The 12,401-nt window shown below is 47.6% G+C and carries 6 protein-coding genes; 3 read left to right on the top strand and 3 right to left on the bottom strand.

Annotated elements, in window-relative coordinates; translation table 11 throughout:
• Positions 1 to 126 precede the first annotated feature (126 nt).
• Positions 127 to 1,530 (top strand): MFS transporter, encoded by a 1,404-nt coding sequence (locus ACG1VR_RS11515; RefSeq protein WP_395491096.1) that lies wholly within the window; start codon positions 127 to 129, stop codon positions 1,528 to 1,530.
• On the opposite strand, the gene ACG1VR_RS11510 is transcribed toward ACG1VR_RS11515, so the two are convergent.
• Positions 1,527 to 2,177: a DNA-binding protein gene (locus ACG1VR_RS11510; protein ID WP_395490979.1), complete on the bottom strand. Its 651-nt coding sequence runs from the start codon at positions 2,175 to 2,177 to the stop codon at positions 1,527 to 1,529. The two genes, ACG1VR_RS11515 and ACG1VR_RS11510, sit on opposite strands and share 4 nt — an antisense overlap.
• A gap of 204 nt (positions 2,178 to 2,381) precedes the next feature.
• On the opposite strand from ACG1VR_RS11510, the gene dsbG reads away from it, so the two are divergent.
• Positions 2,382 to 3,146, top strand: coding sequence for a thiol:disulfide interchange protein DsbG (gene dsbG / locus ACG1VR_RS11505; RefSeq protein WP_016536509.1), 765 nt, complete (start codon positions 2,382 to 2,384; stop codon positions 3,144 to 3,146).
• A gap of 3 nt (positions 3,147 to 3,149) precedes the next feature.
• Here dsbG and ACG1VR_RS11500 read toward each other — a convergent pair whose 3' ends face one another.
• Together ACG1VR_RS11500 and ACG1VR_RS11495 are read right to left on the bottom strand one after the other, a co-directional pair.
• Positions 3,150 to 4,085, bottom strand: coding sequence for a zinc-dependent alcohol dehydrogenase family protein (locus ACG1VR_RS11500; protein WP_395490978.1), 936 nt, complete (start codon positions 4,083 to 4,085; stop codon positions 3,150 to 3,152).
• 86 nt (positions 4,086 to 4,171) lie between these two features.
• A complete protein-coding gene (locus ACG1VR_RS11495) occupies positions 4,172 to 4,696 on the bottom strand; it encodes a GNAT family N-acetyltransferase (RefSeq protein WP_016536511.1) in 525 nt (174 codons plus the stop codon).
• Between the two features lie 289 nt (positions 4,697 to 4,985).
• On the opposite strand from ACG1VR_RS11495, the gene ACG1VR_RS11490 reads away from it, so the two are divergent.
• Entirely contained in the window at positions 4,986 to 12,326 is a 7,341-nt protein-coding gene (locus tag ACG1VR_RS11490) for a cytotoxic necrotizing factor Rho-activating domain-containing protein (RefSeq protein WP_395490977.1), read from the top strand.
• Positions 12,327 to 12,401: the final 75 nt, after the last annotated feature.

Raw genomic sequence — 12,401 nt, 5'->3', positions numbered from 1 at the left:
CTGTAAAAAGACATGGCGTCTCATGCAGCTATTAATTGCAACTGGTGCGTCTTCCGCCTTGTATCAAGTATCACTATATTCTCAGCACTGACAACCGAATGCGCTGCTTTGCGGCAAGGAACGATGATGGAATTACTTTCAACCCGGCCCGGAGATGAGGGTTTACCGGGGCGTCCGCGTCTGCTGGCGATGATTGCCGTGATGACGACGGTAACCATGGCGGTATTTGACGGCTCAATGGTCAATATCGCGCTCCCGGAAATCTCAAGGGCGCTGGGCGTCTCCGCCAGCGATGCCGTTTGGGTGGCAAATGGCTACCTGCTTGCCGCCGCGATGACGCTTGCCATCTTCGCGGCGTTGGCTACCCGCATTGGATTCCGGCAGATATTCGTATTTGGTCTGAGCCTGTTTACCCTGGCTTCCGCTGGCTGCGCACTCTCCTCATCTCTTGATATGCTGGTCTTTATGCGAGTATTGCAGGGGATCGGCGGCGCGGCGGTTCTGAGTATTTCACCCGCTATTTTACGGTCTATCTTCCCCAACAGGTTGCTGGGGCGGATCCTCGGGCTGAACGCATTTCTTATTGCCACCAGTACGGCCGTTGCGCCTCTTTTGGGCGGCACGCTGCTTTCGACGCTGGGCTGGGAATGGCTGTTTGCAATCAATCTTCCACTGGGAATGGTGGCGTTACTGCTGAGCCTGCGTGCATTACCGTGCAACCCGGCCCGGAACAGCAAACGGTTTGACTATGCCGGCGGCGTGTTCTCCGCTCTTTTATTGGGGGCGCTGATTATGGCTGCGGACAGTTTCACGAAAGCTAGCGGCCTGGTTTCTGCATTGTGTTACAGCGCCACGGCTTTGGTGGCCATCGTCGCCTTTATCTGGCGTGAGCGCCGCGCTTCTCAGCCTCTGTTGCCGCTGGAGATCTTCGCCTCTTCAAGGTTTTCACTCGCGGCGCTGACTTCACTCGCTTCGTTCGTTGGCCAGGGTATCACCTTTGTCGCTTTGCCCTTCTTGTTCCAGAACGTTTACGGCTATAGCGCCTTTGGTTCCGCGCTGCTCTTTACCCCGTGGCCGGTTGGTATCATGCTGGCAGCTCCTTATGCCGGGCGCCTCGCCGACTGCCATCCGCCGGCGATTATTGCCACGCTCGGCCTGAGCGTTTTTACCCTCGGGTTACTGCTATTAGCTCTACTTCCTGAGCACGCATCGGCCTGGGATATCGGCCTGCGCAGCCTGGTGTGCGGTATTGGCTTTGGTATTTTCCAGAGCCCGAATAACAGAGAGATGATGGCCAATGCTTCGCGTGAACACAGCGGTTATGCCTCCGGCGTGCTGGCTATTATGCGTACCTTCGGGCAGTGTCTTGGGGCGGCGGTTGTCGGCATTATTCTGGCCCTCTATGGCAACCAGCTCACGCAAGAGCCGCAGGCGGTCCGCCTCAGCCTCTGGATTGCGGCCTGCGCGACTCTGCTGGCCATCGCCTTTAGCGGTCTGCGAACCTTCCGGACGTTAAAAGAGAATATTTAGCCTGATGTTTCAGGAACACTCTCTTCAAGCCGGTAGGCCGGAATAGCTCTGGTCGTGCCGGTCAGGCTGTCGAAAACTTCTCTTTCCACCGTGGAAATGGGCAGACCGGACTGCCTCAGCACCGACACATCGGCGGCAATACGCTGCTGCCCCAGCCAGAAAAGACCGTCGAGGGCGGTAACCTCCAGCCCGGACTCCAGCGCCAGCTTCAAACGCCCGCGAGGATTTTTTACCTGTAGGGCAACCTGCTGGTAGGCCGCTGCGGTTGCGCCTCCCGCCTCAGTCCTGCGGATACGGTTTGAGAACCGATAGCGAAATGTATCCGGCACGGCGCTCAGATCGGCTTTAATACTGTAAACCTGCCCGCGTTTATTGCCGTTCACCAGCACGCTCTTCTGGCTAAGCTGGAGTTCGTCTCGTAATTTATCAATAAGCTGCGGCGCCCGCAGGAGCAGCAGGCGAAAAGGCAGTTCGAAACTGGTGACGTAATCCACATTGAGTAACGCAAGGCGCAGGCGCTGCTCGCTATCCGTAGGATCTTTTTGATACTCGTCCCTGACCTCGGCCCACTGGCGGGCGAGCCGCGGCGTCTCTTCAATCTCGATAAAACTGTATTTTTCAATCTGGTAGTCGATGCGATTGCTCATAACGATGTCCTTCCCATCATTGCCCGGTGCTACGGCTCGCAAATCATCTCAAAACAGCGCAAAGCGCCGTCATTACTTCGGGCGGATAATCGGATCGCCCCGCTCCTGATGCCTGGTTACGTAATTGAAAGTAAGAGTGATTACTTAGCATAAAAAGGAATGTTACCCTGCGCTTGAAGATAACATTTAATCAAGGACCGCCCGATGAAAAAAAACGCTGCCCTCGCCGTTTCGCTAAGCCTGCTGGTGACGTCCTCCGCCTTTGCCGCCGAAGGCAAACAGCCAGCGCCCATTGAGGCTCTGGAAAAGCAAGGCTTTGAGATAAAAGGCGAGTTCAAAGCGCCCGGTGACTTAAAGGGTTATGCGATGCAGTACCAGGGCCAGGGCACCACCGTCTACCTCACGCCGGACGGGCAGCACGCAATTATGGGCAACCTGGTGGATTCGGCAGGCAAAAACCTGAGCGACGAGCAGGTTGAAAAGTTTGTCTATGCTCCCATGGCGAAGGCAATGTGGCAGAACCTGGAAAAACATCGCTGGATAGCGGCCGGCGACGCAAAAGCCCCGCAGATTGTTTATGTCTTTGCCGACCCTTATTGCCCGTACTGCACTCAGTTCTGGGAGCAGGCGCAGCCGTGGCTCAAGTCCGGAAAGGTACAACTCCGAGTGCTGCTGGTCGGCATGCTGCGCCCTGACAGCGGCCAGAAAGCTGCTGCTATTATGATGGCAAAAGATCCGTCTAAAACCCTGGCCGATTACGAGAACAGTAAAGGCAAAATTGCGCTGCAAAAACCGGAAAAAATCACGCCTGAAGTTGGTGAGGCGATAAAAGCCAACCTTACGTTGATGGACGACCTGGGAGGAAACGCCACCCCGTCGATTTATTACCTCAATGCGGAAGGCCGCTTGCAGCAGCACCAGGGCATGCCGGATGCAGAAACGATGAAAACCATTATGGGCGAGAAATAACCGCTAGAGCACCAGCAGCGGCTTACTCTGGCGGCCAGGCTTGCGAAACAGCGCCAGTGCCTGGCGCCATTCTTCCAGCGGGTAACATTCCGTGCCGGGAAGGTTACAGTGATCCAGCTGTTGCCACATGGTGACAAACCAGCTCTGCCAAACTTCCACTGGCGTAACCGCCAGCACGTCCCGCAGATGAAAACGTTGAGCAATAACGTTTTTCCCTCGTGGGGAAAATGCTTTGCCGCTTAGCAAACCGTAAGAGACCATGGCCGCTGAGGGATTCAGATTCTCAAGCATCAGAGTAGCCAGCTCGCCGCCTACCGCATCGTATACCACGTCTACCCGCTCTGCTGCTTCTGCAATGGCCGCGCCGTTTTTAATACTCAACGGAATTACGCCGTGGCCGAGTAATTCGGCAACATGCTGCTCAGATCGATAGACACCGTATATTTCGCCTGCGCCCTGCGCTTTTGCCCATTGAATAAGCAAGCTGGCGCAGGCCGATCCTGCCGCGGTTACCAGTAATTTTTTACCGGCGACCGGCCAGCGAGTAAGCATTAGCCAGGCAGCCAGCGGATTAATATAGCCGCGCGCCGCCAGTTCACTGGATATTGTGTCCGGAACAGGCACGGCCCACCGTGGAGAGCAGTCAACCCAGCGCTGCCAGGTCCCGTCTCCGCGCAGCGGCAGAATTCGTTTCCCCAGCCATTCAGGCTCATGCGCCTGCTCAACTATGCCAACGCCCTCATAGCCCGCAACTAGCGGAGGAAAAACCCGATGGCTATAGGCGCCGGTAATCGGAATCAGGTCGGAAGGGTTTATTGGCGCATAAAGCATTCTCACCCGCAGCGTGCCGGGGCAAAGGGGGGGAAGCCGTGTTTTTTCGAGGGTCAGAACCTGTTCCGGCTCACCAAACTGGCGAAACCAGAGTGCCGAGTTATCCATACAAAGTGCCTGCAACAACCGTAATGCGGGCACTATAACATGCTGTATCGTTATGGGAGAAAGGTGACGGCGTCACCCCATTCCGCCTACAAATGGCGATAATAGAAAGTCGTGGAGCACGGGCTGCCGTCTGGCATAAGGGCATAAAACGGCAGATCGCCCACCCTCTGCCAGCCCATATTTTGATAAAAGGTTTCGGCATCGCTGCCCGTTGCGGTGTCCAGCACCAGAACAGACTTGCCCTGAGTGGTGGCAACGGCCTCGAGATAGGCCATCAGACGCTGGGCGACACCCCTGCGGCGCGCACTGCTGTGGACCAGCAGTTTAGCCACATCAGCGCGATGAGGCTGATTCTCCGGCTGGCTGGTGATCAACTGCACTGTGCCGATGATTTTCCCCTCCCCATCTTCCGCGACGATTACCGTTCTTTCGCCGCGTTCCACGCTTTGCCCGACATTGAGCCAGAAGGCGGTCGCTTTATCGCGGGCCAGCGGATGCATAAAACTGACCGAGGCGCCCCCCTCTACACAATCAATCAGCACGTCGGTCAATGCTTTGTTAGCGCTTTCAAACTCTGTCGCCTTAAGCGAACGAATACGATACTCCGGCACGGCTGCTCCTGATTATTGAGATGATTTATTTTTATGTTGATTGCGCCGGGCAAAGCAATGAGCGTTATTTGCATCAAACTTAACCGCCCGGACAAATAAAACGGCGCATATTAAGAAGCCAGATTAACCGCAAATTCACTCTCCAGCTATTCAAGAAACATATGGGTAAGTTCGTCGGCGGCAGGCCCCTCACCCGGCGAAGAAGAGACTACCTCCCTCGATTGATCCCGCAACAGGGCTTACCAGCCCAGCCCCCGGAGCCCGGGCTTAAAAATTGGCTGTATAAGAAATGAGTATCTCCACCCCGATCGCTGACAAAGAGAAAATGGATATGAATATTTCCGATTGCAAAGGTCCGTCCCGGCAAGGAATAAATATTGCCTCCTCGCATCAATCCGACGCGGCGGAAAATGTAGACTCCGAAGAAGAAATATATTTTGACGCGCTTGACCATCTCCCCCAAACCATAACATCTGCATCTGAAGAGTTGGATAACAGTGAAAATGCCCCCCCTGTTTCCCCCGTTAATGCGCTCTTCGGGCATATGGTGGATAAAATTCTCTACAGTATTTCTCTAAGGCTCCTCTCGCGGCTGGGCGGCCTGGAGGAGTTACATTCCGAGTTGCGCGTCATGGCGCAAAGTCATGATGTGTTAAGCGCTCGCCTGAGGGTGCTCTGCGAACTCCTTTCCCGCTACCACCAACATGTTCCTGAGCACTACCAACCCCTGCTGAATAATCTCAATGAACTGGTTCGCGCAGGGCTGAGCATTTATCAGCTTTCTGTAACCAGGCTGCCCACGCTTTTCAGTGAAATAAAACAATTTGCCAACCAGGCTGAATATCTATTGTCCCTGGGGGTTGTGAAAGAGCAATTACCGGCCGCGTTGCTCAATCAATTATGCCGTTTGCCAATGCAGATGCGAAAGACGGCCGATATTCTGCTGCAGGCGCAATTAATGCCGCAGGACTCATCCCTGGAGGATTGGTTGCTGGTTATCCAGCAGCATGGCGTATTACCTGAGCCCTTACAGCAAATGCTGGCCAGCTATACGCAACTCTGGGCGCGCCTGCGCGCACTGCACGACAACAATATTGCCGTGGCCCGCCGCTATCCTTTACCGGCTGAGGACAACTGGCCGGAGCGCATTAACTGGATATTGAGGATTTTGAAAGATCCGCAAACCGCACGCCAAATCAAGGCAAATGTACCCTCCGGCTTAGTAGACGCGGTCAAGTTGAGTGAACCCTTGCTGCGCATGGTCGGCGAGTTTCCTGCACAAGGAACGCTGGCTCAACAGTTGGAATGGGCCAGGCAGCATGCCGCACTTCCCTCCAGAGAACTGAAACAGTTGCTTACACAGCAACCTCTGGCCGAATTTATCAACACTCTGCACCAGCAGGCTGGCAACAGAATCAGCAGCCCCATCATTTTTAATGTTCTGCTCATTCTCGCCAGCCCTGACCTCTCCTTACTGGAAAAATCCAATAATATTATCGCGCTATGCCTGAGAGACTGTAGATTCCGCGGGGGAATTGCCTATGCCATGCGTGGGGCAGCAAGAACATTTTCCGGTGGTGCATTGGCCCTCAGCACATGGGACTGGTACCAGCAACTTCCGGCGGGTCTCACCTGGCAACAAATGATAGAACGATTTGTTAGCGAGCTAAACGAGCAGGTTAGCACTACCCCTCAACTGCTCAGAGAACTACTGCCAGATTACGTTTTACAAAGCGCATCCACACTCTCGGCGCTGATTGATCTACCCGTCGGCTCTTCCTGGCAGGATACTGTGCGTTGGGCCATCGCAAAACTGGGCCTCTCTCAGGCCCATAACTGGATTTGCCAGCGCTACATCGAGCTATGTTTAATCCGTGGTGTCTGTGAGTCATTGCAGCATGGTGATGCCGTACAGCGTGAAGCCTTACTGCGCGATCTGGCCATCAGCCTGAAAGATTACTTTGAATTACAGCCAAATTCGGAACTCGCGGGCTTAGTAGATCTATTGCCTTACCTGCCTCTACTCTCGAGCCTGCATGAAATCATAAAACACATACCGGCTACCAACAGCTGGTTGACGTGGACGACCCACCTGTTGAGGGTGATAGAACAACATCCTCACCCTGCGCTGGCAGCTTTGCGCAGCCAGATGGAAACGCAGATAGCCCAATATCTCAGCGACAGCCTGGTGATGACATTTGATTCACTCTGGGCGCAATTGCCGGAATTCAGCGATCCATTACGCTTTCCTGAAGCCGACGCGGCCGCTTTTCCACAAGTACAGAATGATGAAAAAGAAGAAACAGAATTCTTGCTGGAACTCTTCTCTATTGCCGTGGAATACAACAAAGGCAATAAGCGAGTATGGGTACAGGGGGATGCTTCTCTTACGCAGGATGCGGGCGTAGTTGCCGGGTTGTCTGCCGGATGGCTGGCTTCTATTTATATGCTCTGGCGTGCTTATAATTACCCTGTGTCACACCAGGAAATAGCCTCTGACACAGAGATGCAGGTACTTCAGCCGCAGCGCATATCCGGGGCGCGCCCGAGAATGACTCCTGCTATTACATCTGCCTCGGCAGGTATCGCTAATGCCAATAAATATATCTTACCTATGGCGCTCCTTTCAGGCATGGGGGCCGCTACAGCCTGGGTTGCCTGGCAGGCATGGGGAGCCGAAAAGACCTTAACGCTCCAGCAGGTATTCAGGGATATGCTTGGTGACGAACGGGAATATCTGAATAACCAGCATAAGCTAACATTGGGTACAAATAATGGCAGAACAAAACGTATGTTGCCGAATATTCAGAGCAGAACAGTCAGACAAGCCCCCTTATCGCCCGATCATGAGATAGATTATAAAGCCCTCGAGGCAAACTTAAGTATCTGGAATGTCTCAGCTAACACTGAAATCAAACAACATACTGACGCGCTTATTCGGGTGTTAAAGAACACCCGAAAAGATATACGCAAAGAAGAAATCATTATTGCTGGAATGATAATGCATTTGGTTGAGGCTCTGGGAAAAAAAATCAACGCAGTATACCCGAAGGGAAGCATCAAATCTTCAGTCAAAATTAATGTATTCGATGTGAGATTTTTCACTTACACTCTTATATTGATTTCAAAAATAATAAACAGATTACATAAAATAAATTCAGATATAAAAATAATATCAAGACTGGAAAAAACTGATCCTTATAAAAAAATCATCCATTTTATAGAGAATGAATTATCATCGATTCTTAATGAAAAATACAACCATAAGGATGATGTTTATACTGCGACTTATGATTTTATGTGTAATGACACATCCTTTGGCTTTATAAAGTTTCCTCAAATAAAAAGTGAAATGGAGAAAAACAACCCAAGCCTTTCTCTACGGAATGCCGTAGGAGTGTATAACAGTAAAACTATTGAAACAGTGAGGAAGTTGGTCTCCGCGCAAATGTTACCCTTTGAGACAAGCGAAAGTGTTATTTCCAACAAAAAGGAAACCTTTAAGTTTTTCATGAAAGAAATAAATGAAATGCAGAATGATGCTCCCCTTGATGCATCATTGGACGAAGTGGAAGATATTATGATGCGTGCCGGAACCGCTATTATAGACATGCTTACCCTCTCCGATTACGAAAAAATAATAAATAACGCGCAGGAAAATATATCTAAAAATCTTTATGGCATAATAAATGAAGAGCAGCTGCATATATATGTAGAGCAGTGGGAAAGATTTAATAAAAACTATACGAATGTGATAAATGATTTTCTGGATAGAAAAGTCAATCAGCATAATGCTGATTCATACACATTAGCGGCATCGGATGCGATCAATTGTTTATTTAATGAAAGAGTTATGGTTTTTAAAGATCTTCTCAACAACTTTACAGACATTCCTGGGGCTGAACAGCAATATGCCTTGTATATAATAACATCAACACTAGTCAACAAAATAATTTCATTCAGGCAGGACTGGTATAAAATCCAATTTTACTGGAAAACCGTCATTGAAAACCAGGAAATAAAAAAAGCCATCATCTCTCTCTATCAGCAAACTGATTACAGCGTAGATCGAACAATCAGGGTTATAAAAATACAATCAATTAAAACAACGCTTAAGAAGATAAACATCACGCCAAGTGACAATGATGCAATTGCATTTTATAATGAAATCACCACCAGCAGCCATAAAGATGTGATAATAATCAAAGAAGAGCTTAAACACTATGTACAAGCTGGAATGTATTTACTCTACCAATATCTGACGAAAAAAATTCATGAATATACAAAAAATACATTCTCTCCAGAGAGTTATTATTCGCTGGACCTTAATACACTTGAAAAAGCAGCTATTCCCTATATGTTTGGCAGCATTCATGACCGAAATATTCATACGCTGGAACAGGTAAGCAGAGAGTCTCTCGGATCATCTATAACCACTAAAATGTTTTACAACCTTTACGATAATTATATCGCAGGTGATGCACGAGCAGAGGCAAGGATTGCTGCAACTAATATGATTTATAAATATGGAGATCGGTTACTGACATGGCATAGCGTTGTGAAAAAAATAAAAAGTATTGAAAACTTTAAATTTACTCATGCTTTTTTTATCCACGCGCCAGATACAGCCGCCTATGTGTCTGATTGGACCAATGTTGGCGAGGCAAAAATCATTACAATTAACGATAATGAGAAGTATTTGTATGCTAACTTTCTTAGCTACCCTGCAATTGCTTTTCTCAGTAAACAATCTAAAAATAGGTTAAGTACCCCACCAACATATGACCAAATATATGAGATCTTATACAAAATCTCAGACATAATTGATCACGATAAATTCAAGTTAATAACCCCTTATAAAAATGAAAATCTGAGTTCCTCAATTAAAGTTGATGCTATTACCGATCATATAACAGACTTTACTACCATCAAAGACATCTTCATAGATGAGTTCTACAAGCAATATGTAAATGCTGCCAGGGCGCAAAGGGAAAAAGGTAACGGTTCAATATTAGATTCAATACTCAGTGTTATACCATTCTACACTATAGTTAAGCGGGAAATTAACGATCCAATGTATCATCCTACGTTTGCAGATATGAAATGGGACATTATTAATATCGGCATGGCTCTATCCCTACCGGGTATCCAGCTTGGTAACACTGCATTTTTAACTCTTCGAAGAATATTCATTGAATCAACCCGGGTATTAGAAGAATCTGAACCCGAACTGAAAGGGTTTGAGAAGTATCAAAAAATAGTTCAGCTCTCATTACCCTCCTTGAGAGAGAAACTACCCATAGCAAGGGAATCGATGATAAACGCCCTGAAGACTACGGCTAATGCTCTCAACCCGGTCGAACCTTTTAAGTACGTTGGCACCAAAATTTCCCAGATTCTTGAGCAGAGCATTCGAAATGTACCCGCTCGTGCGCGAAAATTAGCCGAGGACAGTGAGCTATACAATATGTCAGTGTTCTTGCCACAGTTAAATATTACGCCGCCTTATCAGGCGTTTCAATCAATCGGAGCGAATATTATCGACGAGTTTCAATATATCGATGAAATTCCACCCGAGCATCTGTCCATAGCAAAGAACCAACTTCCTGATACTTTGGTGACAGATGCACAATTAAAAGCATTTACTCTTTCACCTGAGGGGCAAAGTGCGGAAGCGACACAACTTACAATTAATGTATTACAGCTCCACGGATATGACACCCGGGTTATTGGTTGCCTCATATATAAGAACCCACTGGATAAGGCACCTCTTAACTACTACGCAGCTTACGCCAGCAAACAAGGCGATGAATTAATGATTGATATAACCTATGAGCAATTCATCGCTAAAACAAAAAGAAAACACCAGCCAATGTTTACTTCATGGGAAGACTGGGTAAAGTCAATAACTAGTTCAGAAAAACTGCAAAACAAATTGATTATTATTAAGCAGTTTAAAAATATTACTGATGCAAAGTCAGATCTTGCATTTTTCGATGGTGTTAACTACCTTGAGGCTAATAATATAAAAGATGATGAATTCCAGATTATTAACACTCCAACCAGATTTATAAAACACTATGCCCAGGTTTATTTTAGAGATATGCAATGGATGAAAAACCCTGCGGTGCTAAGTATGCTTGACTCACTTGATTCGAAGATAGATGAGCAGCAGATAAAACTAAATGAACTTTATAAAAATGAATCATCTTACATTCTAAAAGGAATAGAAGTACCGCAATCAATTTCTGACGAGATAATAAAAGTCAAAGAGACATTGTATTCCCTTGAAGAAACCAGTCATTTACCTAATCGGCTGTATAACTATCCTTATTATAATAAAAGACAGTTTCTGACCGACAACAAGGAAGTTACCTTTAGCACCCCGGTTTCTAATGAAATAGTGACATTGCTCTCAACTCCCGGTGCCCTTTCCACCTCTGAAAACATCCCCCACCCTTTGATGAGGATGATTGAAACCATCGATGAACATGGGTTGGTCTATGCTGATAACCTAACTTATCTCGCCAATAATGGTAAGCTTTTCAGGGTAGATAAAAGCAATCGCGGGTTCAAAAACAGCCTGCGTTTACAGCTCGAAAGCAGAACTCTTAATATGAATTTCGTCAATTTCAGATGGGTTCTTGAAAAAGGGTCAACCATGACTATTCAACAAAAAAACATGGCGATAACGAAAACTTTGCTTTCTGGCTCAACCTTGCCACTAAGAAACAAAGGGTTATTAAACACGCTTGAAAATAGCCCTATCCAAACTGCATTTGATTTTTTTAGAACAGATGAGAAAACGCGTATGGCTGGCTTAAAAAAATTTTCTCGTTCTGATTTGAAGGATTTACTGGCAGGAAAAATAAGCACCACTACAGGAAATAATCTCACATCAAGAACTCTCGAGGGTCCCATTCTTGGAGAATGGAAGCAAGGTGATATCAATAATGACGTAGATTTTATCCATGTTAGCAATGGTAGTTCTGGATGTGTTGGTATACGAATCGCTTTCGCAGACTTACAGCCAGACAGGCCATTAATCATCTCCGCGGGTCGCCTGAGCGGTTGTACTATGATCTATGCTACTGATAATAAATATTTTTATGCTTACCATGCCGGGCAAGAACGCGGCGACGCACAATGGTTCACAAGCCAGCAAGGCGTCGGCAGTATTTATGAGGCGCATCTCGCTTTAAAAGGAACGACCATAGATTCAGTTGCACCGGCAGACCTTAAAAACCAGCATCTCCCTACAATACTTTCTGATTATAACAGCAGTTTGATAACCTATTTGGGAAAAAATACCCAGGCAACAGGTGATACTCGCATAGCAATTGATCGGTTCTCTGATATCAAAGCTTTTGATTATAACAAACATCACACGATTCAGAATCAGGCCAGAGTGGGTCTGGCTTATGCCGTAATAAGTAAAAGCGATGGTGTTGTTAATGCCGTAGCTTACTCGGAAGATCTATCAATATCTGTTGAAAATAATAAATTGACAACCCTCTCCAGACTTCACCAAAGATTAACGGGGAACGTAACCAACACCAATAACTCAATCTTCGATACCTCGGAGGACACTTTAAGCGATCTTTATTTTGCATTTGCGACGACTCGATAGAAATAATCATCTACGAAGCGCTATGAACTTGCTTGATGTTGTTGTCTACGCCTGTTACACCCGCAGGCGTACTTC

The organism is Cedecea davisae (genome assembly GCF_044095835.1).
GTDB classification, from domain to species: Bacteria; Pseudomonadota; Gammaproteobacteria; order Enterobacterales; family Enterobacteriaceae; genus Cedecea; species Cedecea davisae.
This window is presented reverse-complemented; position numbering and strand designations above follow the sequence as displayed.

Excerpts from the sequence above, each read along its gene's own strand:
- ACG1VR_RS11515 (WP_395491096.1), top strand. The coding sequence starts at position 127 with ATGGAATTACTTTCAACCCGGCCCGGAGATGAGGGTTTACCGGGGCGT.
- ACG1VR_RS11510 (WP_395490979.1), bottom strand. The coding sequence starts at position 2,177 with ATGAGCAATCGCATCGACTACCAGATTGAAAAATACAGTTTTATCGAG.
- dsbG (WP_016536509.1), top strand. The coding sequence starts at position 2,382 with ATGAAAAAAAACGCTGCCCTCGCCGTTTCGCTAAGCCTGCTGGTGACG.
- ACG1VR_RS11500 (WP_395490978.1), bottom strand. The coding sequence starts at position 4,085 with ATGGATAACTCGGCACTCTGGTTTCGCCAGTTTGGTGAGCCGGAACAG.
- ACG1VR_RS11490 (WP_395490977.1), top strand. The coding sequence starts at position 4,986 with ATGAGTATCTCCACCCCGATCGCTGACAAAGAGAAAATGGATATGAAT.